The organism is Selenomonadales bacterium 4137-cl (assembly GCA_032334055.1).
Taxonomy (GTDB): Bacteria; Bacillota; Negativicutes; order Sporomusales; family UBA7701; genus Anaeroselena; species Anaeroselena agilis.
In genome coordinates this window covers 3,677,114-3,692,701 of sequence record JAUOZS010000001.1, presented here as the reverse complement: position 1 = coordinate 3,692,701, position 15,588 = coordinate 3,677,114, and the positions used below count along the sequence as shown (strand labels likewise).

The 15,588-nt window shown below is 60.2% G+C and carries 13 protein-coding genes and 1 riboswitch; of the genes, 11 read left to right on the top strand and 2 right to left on the bottom strand.

Annotation, left to right across the window (positions count from 1 at the left end; translation table 11 throughout):
* Window positions 1-27: 27 nt before the first annotated feature.
* The 4 genes from mnmE (at window position 28) to noc (ending at window position 4,997) form a co-directional block, all read left to right on the top strand.
* Window positions 28-1,413 (top strand): tRNA uridine-5-carboxymethylaminomethyl(34) synthesis GTPase MnmE, encoded by a 1,386-nt coding sequence (mnmE, locus tag Q4T40_19150; protein MDT8903353.1) that lies wholly within the window; start codon window positions 28-30, stop codon window positions 1,411-1,413.
* A 38-nt stretch (window positions 1,414-1,451) separates the two neighbouring features.
* Window positions 1,452-3,332 carry a tRNA uridine-5-carboxymethylaminomethyl(34) synthesis enzyme MnmG gene (mnmG, locus tag Q4T40_19145; protein ID MDT8903352.1) on the top strand — a complete coding sequence of 627 codons (1,881 nt, stop codon included), beginning with the start codon at window positions 1,452-1,454 and terminating at the stop codon, window positions 3,330-3,332.
* Window positions 3,329-4,045 (top strand): 16S rRNA (guanine(527)-N(7))-methyltransferase RsmG, encoded by a 717-nt coding sequence (rsmG, locus tag Q4T40_19140; protein MDT8903351.1) that lies wholly within the window; start codon window positions 3,329-3,331, stop codon window positions 4,043-4,045. Before mnmG ends, rsmG begins: the two co-directional genes overlap by 4 nt.
* Window positions 4,046-4,127: 82 nt before the next feature.
* Window positions 4,128-4,997, top strand: a complete 870-nt coding sequence (noc, locus tag Q4T40_19135) for a nucleoid occlusion protein (GenBank protein ID MDT8903350.1) — start codon at window positions 4,128-4,130, stop codon at window positions 4,995-4,997.
* A gap of 41 nt (window positions 4,998-5,038) precedes the next feature.
* Here noc and Q4T40_19130 read toward each other — a convergent pair whose 3' ends face one another.
* On the bottom strand, window positions 5,039-7,405 hold the full coding sequence (locus tag Q4T40_19130; GenBank protein MDT8903349.1) for a homocysteine S-methyltransferase family protein: 2,367 nt from the start codon (window positions 7,403-7,405) through the stop codon (window positions 5,039-5,041).
* Window positions 7,405-8,085: a methionine synthase gene (locus Q4T40_19125; GenBank protein MDT8903348.1), complete on the bottom strand. Its 681-nt coding sequence runs from the start codon at window positions 8,083-8,085 to the stop codon at window positions 7,405-7,407. Before Q4T40_19125 ends, Q4T40_19130 begins: the two co-directional genes overlap by 1 nt.
* A 58-nt stretch (window positions 8,086-8,143) precedes the next feature.
* Window positions 8,144-8,243, bottom strand: a riboswitch (SAM riboswitch).
* A 186-nt stretch (window positions 8,244-8,429) separates the two neighbouring features.
* On the opposite strand from Q4T40_19125, the gene Q4T40_19120 reads away from it, so the two are divergent.
* The 7 genes from Q4T40_19120 (at window position 8,430) to Q4T40_19090 (ending at window position 15,577) form a co-directional block, all read left to right on the top strand.
* Entirely contained in the window at window positions 8,430-9,191 is a 762-nt protein-coding gene (locus Q4T40_19120; protein ID MDT8903347.1) for an AAA family ATPase, read from the top strand.
* On the top strand, window positions 9,184-10,065 hold the full coding sequence (locus Q4T40_19115) for a ParB/RepB/Spo0J family partition protein (protein MDT8903346.1): 882 nt from the start codon (window positions 9,184-9,186) through the stop codon (window positions 10,063-10,065). Before Q4T40_19120 ends, Q4T40_19115 begins: the two co-directional genes overlap by 8 nt.
* A gap of 41 nt (window positions 10,066-10,106) precedes the next feature.
* Window positions 10,107-11,504 carry an aspartate ammonia-lyase gene (locus Q4T40_19110; protein MDT8903345.1) on the top strand — a complete coding sequence of 466 codons (1,398 nt, stop codon included), beginning with the start codon at window positions 10,107-10,109 and terminating at the stop codon, window positions 11,502-11,504.
* Between the two features lie 47 nt (window positions 11,505-11,551).
* Window positions 11,552-12,775 carry a [FeFe] hydrogenase H-cluster maturation GTPase HydF gene (gene hydF, locus Q4T40_19105; GenBank protein MDT8903344.1) on the top strand — a complete coding sequence of 408 codons (1,224 nt, stop codon included), beginning with the start codon at window positions 11,552-11,554 and terminating at the stop codon, window positions 12,773-12,775.
* Window positions 12,776-12,788: 13 nt separating this feature from the next.
* Window positions 12,789-13,928, top strand: coding sequence for an aminotransferase class V-fold PLP-dependent enzyme (locus Q4T40_19100; protein MDT8903343.1), 1,140 nt, complete (start codon window positions 12,789-12,791; stop codon window positions 13,926-13,928).
* Window positions 13,929-13,996: 68 nt separating this feature from the next.
* Window positions 13,997-14,515, top strand: a complete 519-nt coding sequence (locus Q4T40_19095) for a DUF4446 family protein (protein ID MDT8903342.1) — start codon at window positions 13,997-13,999, stop codon at window positions 14,513-14,515.
* A 189-nt stretch (window positions 14,516-14,704) separates the two neighbouring features.
* A complete protein-coding gene (locus Q4T40_19090) occupies window positions 14,705-15,577 on the top strand; it encodes a M23 family metallopeptidase (protein MDT8903341.1) in 873 nt (290 codons plus the stop codon).
* Window positions 15,578-15,588 lie beyond the last annotated feature (11 nt).

The window sequence follows — 15,588 nt, the reverse complement described above, 5'->3', positions numbered from 1 at the left end:
TCTTCCGCCAAAAGCAGGTGATAAAAGGTGTTCCAGGAAGACACCATCGCCGCCGTAGCCACCGCCGTAGGCGAAGGCGGCATCGGCATCGTCCGTCTCAGTGGACCGGACGCCATCGACATTGCCGGCAGAATATTCCGCTCCGCCAGTGGCGCTCCGGTCAGTGGGCAGCAGTCGTTCCGGGCCGCTTATGGGCGAATTGTCGAGCCGGCTAGCGGCCAGGAGATTGACGAGGTGCTGCTGCTGGTCATGCGCGCTCCTCGGTCCTATACCCGCGAAGATGTGGTCGAAATTCACTGCCACGGCGGACCCCTGCCCCTGCGTCGCATTCTCAGCCTTGTCCTTGCCGCTGGAGCCCGGCTGGCTGAGCCGGGAGAATTCACTAAAAGAGCTTTTTTAAACGGCCGTCTCGACCTCAGCCAGGCCGAAGCGGTTATCGATGTTATCCGGGCCAAGACCGACGCCTCCCTGCGTGTGGCGGTCGGGCACCTGGCCGGCGCTTTTTCTGACAAAATACGAGCCTTCCGCAATGAGATACTCAGGCTTGTCGCCCACCTCGAAGCTGCCATTGATTTTCCTGAGGATGATATCGAGGAACTGGCGGCCCATGATGTTTCAATGGCTGCGGACAAGCTTATCGCCGACCTTGACCGTCTGCTGGCAACCGCTCAGACCGGACGCATCCTGCGCGAAGGACTGCAAACGGTCATTATCGGCAAGCCAAATGTCGGCAAATCCAGCTTGCTTAACGCCCTGCTCGGCGAAAAGCGGGCGATCGTTACCGAGATACCTGGCACTACCCGCGATATCATCGAGGAGTTCGTCAACATCGGCGGAATTCCTATTAAGGTCGTCGATACCGCCGGCATTCGTGAAACGGCCGATGTCGTAGAGCGCATCGGGGTTACCAGGGCCCGCGCAGCCATCTGCCAGGCCGATCTCATCCTGCTGCTGCTTGACGCTTCGGCGCCATTGGCGCACGAAGACAGGGAGGTAATGGGTTTGCTGGCCGGCCGGCCGGCTATCGTTATCGTAAACAAAACCGACCTGCCGGCGGTGATTGATTTGGATGAGGTCCACCGTGAGGTGGACGATAAGGCGGTTATCAGAATTTCGGCTCTCGAAGGCACCGGGGTCGAAGAGCTTGAACAGGCCATTGTCGAGATGGTGTACAGCGGCCGGGTCAGCCAGCCGGAAGGGGCATTCGTCAATAACGTCCGCCATAGCCGTATTATCGAGCAGGCCCGCGACCGGTTGGCAGATGCGCTCGCCACTATCGCCGCCGGCATGCCTCCCGACTGTGTGGTGGTCGATCTGCGGGCGGCGTGGGAAAAGCTCGGTGAGATTACCGGCGAAACGATCGGCGAAGATATAATCGACCAGATATTCACGCAGTTCTGTATCGGCAAATAAACCAGCAGGCTGTCCTACGCTATAGATGGAGTGATTCGATGTTTTCAGCCGGAAGATATGACGTCATTGTTATCGGCGCCGGCCACGCCGGCTGTGAGGCTGCGCTGGCCGCCGCCCGCCTCGGTGTGCGCACGTTGCTTGTTACCCTCGACATGGACAATATCGCCATGATGCCGTGCAATCCGGCCGTAGGCGGGCCGGCCAAAGGGCACCTTGTGCGCGAGATTGACGCACTCGGCGGCGAAATGGGTATCAACACCGACCGTACCGCCATCCAGATGCGGATGCTCAACACCGGCAAAGGGCCCGCCGTCCATGCCCTCCGGGCTCAGGCCGACAAGAAATTATATCAGCGGTACATGAAAGAAACACTCGAAAATCAGGCTAACCTGGATGTTAAGCAATTGTTGGCGGAAGAGCTGCTGGTCGAAAACGGCGCCGTCACCGGTGTAATGATGGAGACCGGCGAAATATTCGCCTGTCGGTGCGTCATTATCGCAACCGGCACGTATCTCAGCGGCAGGATTATCATCGGCGATGTCGCCTTTCCCGGCGGACCTAACGGCCAACGGGCGGCAATAAAGCTCTCTTCCTCCCTCGCCGCCCACGGCGTGTCCATCATGCGTTTCAAGACCGGCACCCCGGCCAGGGTTGACCGTCGCAGTCTCGATTTTTCCAAGATGATAATCCAGCCGGGCGACGAGCGGGCCCACAATTTCTCCTTTATGAGCGATATAGCGACCCGCGAGCAGCTGCCCTGCTGGCTTACTTACACCAACGCCCGCACTCATCAGGTGATCCGCGACAACCTCCACCGCGCGCCGCTGTATACCGGTAAAATCGAGGGCACCGGCCCCCGTTACTGCCCCTCCATCGAGGTAAAGATCGTCCGTTTCGAGGAGAAGGAGGCCCACCAGCTTTTTATTGAGCCGGAAGGTCTCCACACCAATGAAATGTATGTGCAGGGCATGTCGACCAGTCTGCCGGTCGAGGTGCAGTACGCCTTTTTGCGCACCATCCCTGGCTTGGAAAACGTCGAAATCATGCGTCCGGGCTATGCCATCGAATATGACTGTTTCGATCCTACCCAGCTAAAGCCGACGCTGGAATTCAAAAAGATCGGCGGCCTCTTTTCCGCCGGCCAGTCGAACGGGACATCAGGGTACGAAGAAGCCGCCGCCCAGGGTTTGATGGCCGGAATAAACGCCGCTCTGCTTGTTAAGAGCCTCCCCCCTTTCATTCTTGGGCGTGGCGACGCATATATCGGCGTACTGATCGACGATCTTGTGACCAAAGGCACCGACGAGCCGTATCGCATCATGACGTCGCGGGCCGAATACCGTCTTATCCTCCGCCAGGACAACGCCGACTTGCGTCTGACCGAGAAAGGGCGCCAGCTCGGCCTCGTGTGCGACGAGCGCTACCGGCGCTTTACCGCCAAACGTGACGCTATCGCCGCAATGCTGTCCATGCTCGCCGCGGCTACCGTTACCCCCTCCCCCGAGACCCAGGAAAGGCTGCGGGCCATGGGCTCGGCGGAACTTCGCTCAGGCAGCACTCTCTACGACCTTCTCCGACGCACCGAACTGGATTACACCCTACTTCAGCAGCAGTTCGGACTGCCCGATCTTCCCGCCGCCGTCCGCGAGCAGGTGGAAATAGCCGTTAAATACGACGGCTATATCAGAAAACAGGCTGAACAGGTGGAAAAGGCCGCCAAGATCGAAGCCAAGCTGCTGCCCGCCGAGATCGACTACGAGGCAATCGGCGGCCTGTCGCTCGAGGCCCGGCAGAAGTTAGCCAAGATCAGACCTCTGTCCGTTGGCCAGGCGGCCCGTATTTCGGGTGTCTCGCCCGCCGACGTATCAATTTTGCTTGTTTACCTCGAGCAGCACCGCCGCAGGAGGGATGGACAGTGACGTTCGCCGCCAGTCTCGCCGCAGCCGCGAAAGAAAGCGGCATAGAGCTTACTAACGCGCAGCTCGAAGCTTTTACCGTCTACAATGATTTGCTCGTCGCCTGGAACGAAAAAGTCAACCTCACCGCAATCACCGCGCCGCATGAGGTGGCGGTCAAACATGTTATCGACTCTCTTTCCTGTTACGACGAACAGGTATTTCCCGATGACGCCGCCGTAATCGATGTGGGGACGGGCGCCGGTTTTCCCGGTCTGCCGCTCAAAATATATCGGCCCGGCATCCGGATTACTCTTCTCGATTCGCTCAATAAGCGGCTCAATTTTCTCCGCGAGATTGTCGAGCGACTCGGTCTTGCCGGCGTAGAGATCGTCCACGGCCGGGCCGAGGAAGCGGGACGGCAGAAAACCCACCGCGAGCGCTATATGGTGGCTACATCGCGGGCGGTCGCCCGACTTAACGTTCTCGCCGAACTCTGCCTGCCGTTCGTGTCCATGGGCGGCCACTTTGTCGCTCTGAAGGGCGCCCAGTACCGCGACGAGCTCGACGAAGCCGGCGTGGCCATCACCGCGCTTGGCGGCCGTATAGCCGATGTAAGGACGGTCCGCCTCCCCGGACTTGATGATTCCCGCGCGGTCGTATACATCCAAAAGATTTCCGCAACCCCGGGTGCGTACCCCCGCCGCCCCGGCCTGCCGGAAAAAAAGCCGTTGTGATTGAGAGGAAAATCACCATTAGGCGCCGAATATTTACCATATAATGTATGTAAATAAAGTATGTCAAGGCGGTGAGAGCAACGTGAAAAATTTGGCCAAGTTTCTCGGCCTCAACAGCGGATCCGCCCCGGAAATAACTGTTGTGGAGCAAGCTGTCGATGATACAGAAATCCAACTCCTAAATGTTGATGCAGTCGCTCCCAACCCGTTCCAACCCAGGAAAACGTTCGACGACGACAGCCTGCATGACCTGGCCGACTCCATCCGTGAGCACGGCATAATCCAGCCCCTGTTGGTTCGCAGGAACGGCGACGGCTACGAGCTTATCGCCGGCGAACGCCGCCTGCGCGCCGCCAAACTCGCCGGTCTCGCCGCCGTCCCGGCGATAGTACGCGAGCTGGGTGACAAGGAAATGGCCGAGCTGGCCATGATCGAGAACCTCCAGCGCGAGGACCTCCACTTTCTCGAGGAGGCCGAGGGCTTCCAACAGCTTCTTGCCAATTTTGGGCTAACCCAGGAGGAGCTTGCCCGCAGGGTGGGCAAGAATCAGTCGACTATCGCCAACAAGCTCAGGCTGCTCCGCCTTACCGCCGAGGTGCGCCAGGACCTTGTCGCCGCCAGCCTGACCGAACGCCACGCCCGAGCCCTCCTGAAGCTGGAAGATCCCGACAAGCAGCGGGCCGCATTGGCTGTCATTTGCCAGAACGCTATGAATGTCCGCGAGGCGGAGGACCTTGTCGAGGGAATTCTTGACGATATTTCCCGGGAAATGGCGAAGAAGGCGCCCCGCCAGAACGTGGTAAAGATCATCCGTGATGTCCGCATCTTCCTCAACACCATCAACACGGTCGTGGCCGAAATGAAAAAATCCGGACTCAAAGTCAAAGTCAACCAAACTATGGATGAGGAATTTATAAATATCAATCTTAAAATCCCGAAGCGGAGAAAATGATAAACGCCTGCCGGAAGGCAGGCGTTTTCGTTCTATCGACACTATTTTCCGAGGAGCCTCTTGGCGATGTTGACCGCTTCCACCCCATTCCCCGCATACGCGTCCGCGCCGGCCTGGGCGGCGTAGTCCGCCGTCAGTACAGCACCGCCGACAATCGTCCGGGCCGGGTTGCCGGCCGCCTTTAAGGCGGCTATGGCCGTGTCAATCTGAGGCATCGTCGTCGTCATCAGGGCGCATAGGCCGACAATGTCCGCCTTTTCTTTTTCGGCTGCGGCCACGATCACTTCGGCCGGAACATCCTTACCGAGATCTACAACCCTGATGCCGTTGTTTTCCATCAGAGCGGCGACGATGTTCTTACCAAGGTCGTGGATGTCGCCTCTGACCGTGGCCAATACCACTGTGCCGAGACTGTCGGCGCGGTGGGACGGGAGCTCTTCCTTCAACGTCAGGAACGCGGCCCGCATTGTTTCCGCCGCCAGCATGACCTGCGGCAGGAAACAGCGTCCCTTGCCGAACGCCTCACCCACCTCGTTCATGGCCGCGGTCAGGCTCCGGTCGGTCACGGCCAGTGGGCTGTGGCCTTCGGTCAGCGCCTGGCGAACCAGCGCGGCGACAGCTTCCTTCTGGCCGCTGGTCACTGCCTGTTTTACGGCCGCAAGGACGTCAGCCGGGGGTGCCGGAGCGGCCGCGGCCGTGCCGGTGATTCCGGCGTTAGCGGTGCTGTAGAGCTGCCCTTGCGGATCATGGCCGAGAATAGCGGCGGCGGCGCTCAACATATTGCGCATCGCCGGGTCGTACGGGTTGAGGATGGGGGCGTCCAGGCCGGCGTCGAGCGCCATGGCGCAAAAGGTCGCGTTCATGAGGTCGCGGCGTGGCAGGCCATATGACACGTTGCTCAGGCCCATGACCGCGGGAAAGCCGAAATGGCGGCGGTAGGCGCGCAGCGTTGCCAGCGTTTCCTGTGCGGCGCGGGCGTCGGCGGCTACTGTCAGCACCAGCGGATCGAGCAACAGATCCTGGGGACGTAATCCGGCAGCCAGTGCCGCCCTGACGATGTCGCCGGCGATTTTGACCCGTTCGTCGGCTGTGGCCGGCACGCCGCCGGGGGCGATCGGCAGGCACAGCACGGCGGCGCCGTATTTCTTCGCCAGCGGCAGGAATTGTTCGAGACGGTCCGGCTCGGCCGACACCGAGTTTATCAGCGCCCGCCCGGGGAAAGCTTTCAGCCCGGCTTCGAGAGCGGCGGCGTCGGTAGTATCGATCGCCAGCGGCACGTCCACCAGCACCGACAGCTCAGTCACCGCCGCGGCCATCGCAGCCGCCTGGTCAATGCCCGGCACGCCCATGTTTACGTCCAGCACCTTTGCGCCGGCGTTGACTTGCTCCAGAGCCTCCCGCTTGACGGCGGCGAAGCTGCCTTCGCGGATCTCGGCCGCCAGAGCCTTGCGGCCGGTCGGGTTGATGCGTTCGCCGATAATTACCGTCGGCAGGCCGGCGCCCAGATATACGGTTTGACTGCGGCTGGTCAGGGCGGTGCGTACGTCCGCGGCCCGCGCAGCGGGTTGTATACCGGCAGCAAGAGCGGTCCTGATCGCTTTGATGTGCTCGGGAGTGGTGCCGCAGCACCCGCCCAGGTATGTGGCGCCGGCGGCAACCAGTTTCGCGGTCCATGCGCCCATTTCGGCAGGCCCCATCGGGAAGACCGTCTGCCCGTTTACCAACTCGGGCATGCCGGCGTTGGGCTGTACGCTGACCGGCAGGCCGCAGGCCGCCGCCAGTTCGGCCACTACCGGCAAAAGCTGGGCCGGGCCGAGCGAACAGTTTGCGCCTACGATGTCCGCCCCCATAGCTTCGAGAACTACTGCCGCCGTTCTAGGGTCGGTGCCGGTCAGGGTGCGGCCGTCGGCGCCGAACGACAACTGGCAGACGACCGGCTTGGCGGTTGCCGCTTTAGCGGCCAACAGAGCCGCGCGCATCTCCTGGATATCGATGATTGTCTCAATGATGATCATATCCACGCCGGCGGCATTGAGGGCGGCGATCTGTTCGAAATACACGTCATAGGCGGCGTCGAAGGACAGCTCGCCGAGCGGGGCGATGAATTTGCCTGTAGGGCCTACCGAGCCGGCCACTTTTGTTTGTGAACCGCAAGCTGCGCGGGCCGCCTTTACGGCGGCCTTGTTCAATTCCGTCACCCGGTCGGCCAGACCGTAGTGAGTGAGCTTGATCCGATTGGCGCCGAAAGTGTTCGCCTCGATAATGTCGGCGCCGCTTTCCACGTACCGACTATGGATGGCAGTTACAGCCGCCGGGTTTTCCACGTTCCAAAGCTCCGGGCAGTATCCGGGGGCCAGACCTTCCTGCTGTAGCATCGTGCCCATTGCGCCGTCAAAGACGAAAATCATTACGACAACTCCCTTCTGGCAATACAGTTTGCTTGCGGGCAGCTCGCGCAACCGCGGCTGTCGCACAGATTATCTTCTCGAACGGTTGCCGGGGCGAGCCCGATCAACGCAGTCACCGATTTACGCGGCACCAGCATGCAACTGGGTGTTACCGCTAGGGCGACGTGGTTCCCGTCCGCCAGCGCCGCCACAGCTGGCTGGTCGGTAATCGCCCAGTCGCCATAGCCGGGGCTGAAGCGGTTCCGCGCCTTCAAGCCCCGCCGGGCGGCCTGATCGGCGATATAGTGATTTGCGGCGTCGGCCGCCTGTTCCACCGCCGCCGTACCGGCCGCGTCGAGCAGCAGCCCGGCGGTGTATTCCCCGGCGGCGAACAGGCGCGACACCTCCTCTTCCAAAGCCGGGCCAATGGTGACCGCCAGCACCGCAGCCTCCTTTGCACCGTCCAGATGGCGGCGGATCTTGTCGCCCGATAGGTGCAGCGGCGTTGGTGCAGCGATAATGCCTGTCGCCGAAGCGTACGGGTAGATGTTCCATACCGAACGCGGCCGGGCAAGAAGCAGAGCATCGCCGCACGCGGTTTCGAGGAGTTGTTCCGGGAAAGCGGCTACGCCGCTAAGCCCGGCGTAGCGACGGGTTTCCTCCTTATCGACTCTCGTCAGCGGCGGATTGTACGACTGCATGCAACCTCCCCTAATCGAAGAACCTCCTTTCCGCAGAAAGGAGGTCCAATAGTCGGTCCTCTCATCTGCCGGGGGAATCCCCGCTGGATTTGGCACCACTGCACAAGGCCGGTTGCCGGGCTTCATCGGGCCAGTCCCTCAGCCGCTCGCGATAAGAGCTGAATATAACATTATTGCTAATCATAGCCTACCCCCAAAGTTCTGTCAATACTTCCGCTTTATGTTAAATTCCCTGTCGTATTTTGGCGGCGGCGAAAATATTCTCCCCGGGAAGCGGCAGGAAATTACCATTAAATTGTTGAATGAGATAAACCTGACTTTCATAAACTTTTGAGGTGAAGATCGTGGTAAAAGTAATTGCCATAGCCAACCAAAAAGGCGGCGTGGGCAAAACGACGACCGCCGTCAACCTGAGCGCCTGTCTGGCTGAGCTTGGCAAGAAAGTGCTGCTTGTCGACAGCGATCCCCAGGGCAATTCCACCAGCGGTCTGGGGTTCAACAAAGCCGCCATCAAGCGGTGCGCCTACGACGCCCTCGTCAACGACATCCCCGTGGAATCTGTTCTCCAGCCTACGCAAGTTTCCGGCTTGTTCCTTCTTCCGGCAACCATCCAGTTGGCTGGCGCCGAGATCGAACTCGTCTCGGTGCTATCGAGAGAGACTCGTCTCAAGAAAGCGATCGATAAAGCAAAATACGAATTCGACTATGTAATCATCGACTGCCCGCCGTCGCTCGGCCTACTGACCATTAATGCGCTTACGGCCGCTAACTCAGTAATCATTCCCATCCAGTGCGAGTTCTACGCCCTTGAAGGACTGACCCAACTGATGAACACCATCTCCCTTGTCCAGAAGAATCTCAACCCGGGCCTAACCCTCGAAGGGGTCGTATTGACGATGTTCGACGCCCGCACCAATCTTTCCATCCAAGTCGTCGACGAGGTGAAGAGCCATCTGCGCCACAAGGTTTATCAGACCATTATTCCCCGCAACGTTCGACTGAGCGAGGCGCCGAGTCACGGCCAGCCGGTTATCAAATACGACCCCAAGTCCAAAGGGGCGGAAGTGTACTTCGACCTGGCGAAAGAGGTGATTGGCGATGACTAAACGAGGCTTAGGGCGCGGCTTGGGCGCCTTTTTTGCTCCCGGCGAGGACGAGCCGCGCGACGAAATTGCGGTAAAGGCCATCGTCCCCAACAGGTTTCAGCCGCGGCGGGTTTTCGACGAGGGCGCGCTGACCGAGCTTGCTCAGTCCATAAAGCAGCACGGCGTTATCCAACCCATTCTCGTCCGCAAGACGCCGACCGGCTATGAGCTGGTCGCCGGTGAACGCCGCTGGCGGGCTGCCCAGATGGTAGGCCTGCAGGTAATCCCCGCTGTCGTCAGGGAATACAGCGATGGAGAGATGACCGAAATCGCCCTGATTGAGAACCTTCAACGGGAAAACCTCAACCCGATCGAAGAAGCGCTCGCCTTTAAACGGTTGATGGAGGAATTCGCCCTTACCCAGGAGGAAGTGGCCCGTAAAATCGGCCGCAGTCGTCCGCTGATCGCCAACACCGTTCGTCTCCTTAATCTCGCTCCGGCTGTCCAGGAATATGTTTCACGTGGAACATTGACGACGGGGCAGGTCCGACCGCTGCTCGCCCTGGAAAACGCCGAACTGCAGGAGGAAGCCGCTGACAGCATCATCGAGGGTGAGCTGTCGGCACGCGACGCCGAGGAACTGGTCCGCCGTCTGCTCAACTCGCCACGGCCGCCAAAACCAAAAAAACAGGAGAACCGGGAGATATTCCTGGCCGAAGCCGAAGAACGCCTAAAGATGGCCCTCGGCACCCAGGTCAAGATCAAACCGGGGAAAATGCGCAGTAAAATTGAAATCGAATTTTACTCGCCTGATGACCTTGAACGCATTATCGAGGCATTAATCGTGCCGGAGGCAGCCACCGCGACCAAGACGCGCGGTCCGCTGGTGGTATAACTGTTTCACGTGAAACATTGCGCACGACGGAGGTGAGCCGATTGCGTCGCGACAAGGACTTGCTTGGAGAGCGCGAACTGCCGGACGAGGCGTATTATGGCGTCCACACCTTGCGGGCGGTTGAGAACTTCCCTCTTTCGGGTTTCCGGGTCCATCCCCGGCTGATCGCCGCTCTCGCCCTCATCAAGAAGGCCGCCGCCGAGGTAAACGGCGAGCAGGGTTTTCTGGATGGCGACGTCGCCCGCGCTATTGTCCGGGCGGCCGACGAAGTCGTCGCCGGCGGATTGGCCGATCAGTTTGTCGTCGATGCCTTCCAGGGCGGGGCCGGCACCTCCACCAACATGAACGTCAATGAGGTTCTCGCCAGTCGCGCGAACGAACTCCTTACCGGGGGCAAGACTGGCCCGGTTCACCCTCTCGACCACGTGAACCTCCACCAATCCACAAACGATGTTTACCCCACCGCTCTCAGGATCGCCGCCGTCTGGCTGCTCCAGCCGCTTAGCGAGGCGTGCGCCGCCCTCCAGGCGGATTTGCAGGCCAAAGAGGCTGAGTTCGCCGGCGTCATCAAGGTGGGCCGCACGCAACTACAGGACGCGCTGCCGATAATGCTCGGCCAGGAATTCGGCGCCTGGGCGCAGGCGATCGCTCGCGACCGCTGGCGCCTTTACAAGGTGGAAGAACGCCTCCGCCAGACCAATCTTGGTGGCACAGCTGTAGGCACCGGTCTCAACGCGCCACCGAGATATATCCACGCCATAAACGAGCGGGTCCGTCAGTATGCCCGTATCGGGCTGGCCAGGGCCGAAAACATGGTCGACGTCACCCAGAATGCGGACGTTTTTGTCGAAGTTTCCGGCCTGGTCAAAACCATGGCCGTCAATCTCGGCAAAATTGCCCACGATCTCCGCCTATTGTCCTCGGGGCCTCGCGCCGGGCTGGGTGAAATCGTGCTCCCCGAGCGGCAGGCCGGCTCTTCCATAATGCCGGGCAAGGTCAACCCGGTAATCGCCGAGGCCGTCAACCAGGCAGCCTTTCACGTGATCGCCGCCGACTTGGCCATAACCCTGGCCGCGCAGTCGGGCCAACTCGAGCTGAACGCCTTCCTCCCCCTTGTCGCTCACCACCTGCTGGGAGCAATGGAACTTCTGACCAACACTGCGGTCATGTTCGGTGATCTGTGCATAAAGGGGATAACCGCCCGCGCCGAACACTGCCGGGACCTGTTCGACACCAGTCTGGCCGCGGTCACTGCCCTTGTACCCCATATCGGCTATGATCGGGCCACCGGCGTGGCCCGCGAGGCTTTCGTCACCGGCCGGCCGGTCAGCGACATCGTCAGGGAGCAGGAAATTCTGGACGATGAGGCCATGGATGCCGTCTTCGAACCGGGCGCTCTCACCCGCCCGGGGATTGCCGGGCGCAAGCCCGGCAGGTAGGTTTGGGATAAGCTGGCGGTAACCAGCTATAATAAGGAGAAGATACCATGCAAGACACTCCGCGGGGGGCGCGCCTCCACATCGCCATATTCGGCCGTCGCAACGCCGGTAAATCCAGCCTCATCAATGCCCTCACAAATCAGGATATCGCCCTGGTTTCCGACGTGCCCGGCACGACCACGGATCCCGTATATAAAGCGATGGAAATCCTCCCTCTCGGGCCGGTGGTTATCATCGACACCGCCGGCATCGACGACGTGGGCGACCTCGGTGCGCTCCGCGTAGAACGCACCCGCCAGGTGCTCAACAAAACCGATCTTGCCGTTCTCGTCATCGAACCGGAAACAGGCATTACCGCCTACGAGCATGAACTCGCCGCCGACATCAGGAAACGCAGCATCCCCATCGTCGCCGTCGCAGCCAAAAGCGACCTCGTGACTCCCGGCCAGGTCACCGCCGCGGGCTGGAGCGCTGAAATCGGCGAACCAGTTCTGCCCGTCAGCGCCAAAACCGGTCAGGGCATTGAAGAGCTTAAGCGGGCCATCATAAAAAACGCACCCGACAACTGGGAAGGTCCGCCGGTCATCGGCGATCTCCTGAACCCCGGCGATACCGCCGTCCTCGTCGTTCCTATCGACCTGGCCGCTCCCAAGGGCCGGCTCATCCTCCCCCAGGTGCAGACCATCCGCGATATCCTCGACCACGATGCCTACAGCGTCGTCGTCAAGGAGCGCGAGCTGCGCGAAGCGCTTGCAAACCTGCGCGGCAAGCCGCGGATTGTCGTCACCGACTCACAGGAATTTCTCAAAGCGGCTGCCGATACTCCCGACGATGTTTGGCTTACCTCCTTCTCCATCCTCTTCGCCCGTTACAAAGGCGATCTCGAGACATTGGTTGCCGGGGCCAAGGCTATTGATAAGCTCAAGCCGGGCGACAAGGTTCTTATCGCCGAAGGCTGCACCCACCACCGCCAGGCCGACGACATCGGCCGGGTTAAGATTCCCCGCTGGCTGCGTCAAACAGCCGGCGGCGAGCTTTCCTTCGAATGGGTTTCCGGCGGCGACTTCCCGCGCAACCTGAATTCTTTTAACCTCATTGTCCATTGCGGCGCCTGCATGCTCAACCGGCGGGAGATGCTGCACCGGCTGTCGGTGGCCCGTGAAAGCGGCGTACCGATTGTCAATTACGGCGTGCTCATAGCCTATGTCCACGGTATCCTGCCCCGGGCGCTGGCCCCCTTCCCTTCCGCCCGCCTCATTCTTGACGAGTGACGGGGGTGACCGCGTGATCTATCTCGATAATGCCGCCACAAGCTGGCCCAAACCGGCCGCCGTACCCAGGGCCGTCGCCGCCTGCCTGCGCCGCGCCGCCAGTCCTGGCAGGGGTGGGCACGGGCTCAGCCGCGAAGCTGACAAAATAATGTTCGCCGCCCGCGAAGAGTTGTCCGCCCTGTTCGCGGCAACGAACTCCAGCACCATCACCTTCACCGCCAACGCCACCGACGCCGTCAACACCGCCCTGTTCGGTCTGCTGGCCCCGGGGGATAGAGTCGTCACCACCTCCATGGAACACAACGCGGTTGCCCGACCGCTCAGAGCACTCGAAAACCGCGGCCTCATCCTGGACATCGTACCCTGCGACCATACCGGCGCCCTGCCCCTGGACAATCTACGGTCGGCCTTGAAAGGCGGGGCCAAGGCCGTTGTCGCTACTCATGCCTCCAACGTCACCGGCACGATAATGCCACTGGCCGACATCGGCCGCCTGGCCCACGACGCCGGCGCGCTGCTGATCGTCGATGCCGCCCAGACCGCCGGCGTCGAACCGATCGACGTCGCTGCCATGGGTATCGACGCCATGGCCTTTAGCGGGCATAAAAGCCTCCTCGGCCCGCAAGGGACTGGCGGGCTTTACGTACGAGAAGGCATTATGGTCGAACCGTTCCGTCACGGAGGCACAGGCAGCCTGTCGGAGTCCGACCGCCAGCCGCTCTTCTACCCCGACCGGTTGGAAAGCGGTACGCCGAACACGCCGGGAATCGCCGGCTTGTTAGCCGGCGTACGGTATATCAACAAGCGAGGACTGGAAAACATCCGCATCGCCGAATATCAGCTTACCGCCGACCTTCTCGCCGGCTTGACGCAAATCCCCGGGATCGCCGTCTACGGTCCGCCGGCCGGCGAGCCCCGTACTGCCGTCGTGTCCTTCACGGTCGGGGACCAGGACAGTGGCGAGATCGCGCACCGCCTTGACCGCGAGTTCGGTATCGCTTGCCGGGGAGGACTGCACTGCGCCCCCTGGGCGCATCAAACCATCGGTTCATTGGTAACAGGCACCGTCCGTTTTAGCCCCGGGTGCTTCACCGCCGCCGCCGATATTGCCGCCGCCCTTGCCGCGGTCGCTGACTTCGCCGGCGCCAACTGATATGGACTGATAAAAAAGAATGGCTGCCGGCGCTTACCGGCCGAAGGAAAGGGGACCCGCACACACGCATGGACTACATGGCCCGCTTCACCGTTTGGTTGACAGAAAATCTCCAATATGTAATCATTACTCTCACCGTTCTTATATTCATCGCTCTTATTGTTTTTATCAACATCAACATAAAGCTTGGCAAGCTCAACCGGCGCTACCGGAAAATGATGCAAGGTGTGGACGGCACCAACCTTGAGAGCATTCTTCTTCAGCATATCGACACCGTAAAAGACGCGACAGCCAAAGTCGCCGCCCTTGAGCAGGAAACCCGCAGGCTGGATGGACGCCTTAAATACTGCGTTCAGAAGTTGGGCGTCGTCCGCTTCAACGCTTTCGAGGACACCGGCAGCGACCTCAGTTTCGCAGTGGCTCTCCTCGATACCAATGACGACGGCGTTGTTTTTTCAAGCATTTATAGCCGCAGTGAATCGCGGGTTTATGCCAAACCGGTGACAGCGGGACAGTCAGCCTATTTCCTCACAGAAGAAGAAAAAAGAGCTATTGCGGAAGCCCGGGAAAAATTTTCTAAACGGTAGCAGGATAATCCAGTCCCAAACGAGAATAATATTACACCCTATCGGGTTTTGGACTTTTTGTCGAAAGGACGGTGAAATGGTTTGCCTGTTTGGAAACAGGGCGATGGCGGAACAAAGCACGTCAAAACCGTTCTAAGCAAAAGTCTTCCCCCGAAAAAAACGCCTCCCGACCGGCGCGAGTATACATTAATGTTCATACCCCACCACGGTAAGAGCGCCTTCAGTTTACGCCTACCGATCAAAGCCCTCAAAATTGCCGCCGCGGCCCTGAGTCTCCTGATGGTGTTTTCAATCGGCACCTTCGTCCACTATCGCCACACGGTGAGTGTGGCCAACTCCGAGAAAGCGGAGCTTGAGCGCCTGCGGGAAGTCAACACGGCGCAGCACCAACAGATCGAGCAGCTTGCCAAAGCTACCGCCGTACTTCAGGAAGACATCGGCCGCCTCAACAAGCTGGACGTCGAAATTCGCCGGCTGGTAAACAGCGACGAATTGCCCGCTTCCCGTTCCGGTACCGCTCGGCCCTCCCCGCAGGGTGGACAAGGCGGCCCGATAGTAAAACCCAAAGTTGGCGAGCTGTCGGATCTCGTCAAAGATCTCCAGACAAGCGCAAAAGCGCGTGAACAGAGCCTCGCAGCTCTCAAGGAAGCCCTAATCGCCCGCAACGAGCGCATCGCCGCCACCCCCTCCATCTGGCCTACATACGGCGACGTGACATCCCGCTTCGGTTGGCGGGGCTCGCCGTGGGGCTGGGGCAGCGACTGGCACCCCGGCATTGATATCGCAAATGACTACGGAACGCCGATTGAAGCCACCGCCGACGGTACTGTCATATACAGCGGCTGGTACAGCGGCTACGGAAAAATGATACAGATTGACCATCACAACGGCATCGTCACCGCTTACGCCCACAATTCCGAAAACCTCGTCTCTGTAGGCGATCGGGTCAAAAAGGGTGAGACCATAGCCTACATGGGCAGCACGGGCAACAGCACAGGCCCCCATCTTCATTATGAAGTGCGCATGAACGGTACCGTGGTCAACCCGGCAAACTTTTTGTAAGCTGAGGAGAG

What these genes read in the sequence shown, in the direction of transcription:
- mnmG (MDT8903352.1), top strand. Translation starts at nt 1,452, where the DNA reads ATGTTTTCAGCCGGAAGATATGACGTCATTGTTATCGGCGCCGGCCAC.
- Q4T40_19130 (MDT8903349.1), bottom strand. Translation starts at nt 7,405, where the DNA reads ATGATTTTCGTCTTTGACGGCGCAATGGGCACGATGCTACAGCAGGAA.
- Q4T40_19125 (MDT8903348.1), bottom strand. Translation starts at nt 8,085, where the DNA reads ATGCAGTCGTACAATCCGCCGCTGACGAGAGTCGATAAGGAGGAAACC.
- Q4T40_19115 (MDT8903346.1), top strand. Translation starts at nt 9,184, where the DNA reads ATGACTAAACGAGGCTTAGGGCGCGGCTTGGGCGCCTTTTTTGCTCCC.
- hydF (MDT8903344.1), top strand. Translation starts at nt 11,552, where the DNA reads ATGCAAGACACTCCGCGGGGGGCGCGCCTCCACATCGCCATATTCGGC.
- Q4T40_19095 (MDT8903342.1), top strand. Translation starts at nt 13,997, where the DNA reads ATGGACTACATGGCCCGCTTCACCGTTTGGTTGACAGAAAATCTCCAA.
- Q4T40_19090 (MDT8903341.1), top strand. Translation starts at nt 14,705, where the DNA reads ATGTTCATACCCCACCACGGTAAGAGCGCCTTCAGTTTACGCCTACCG.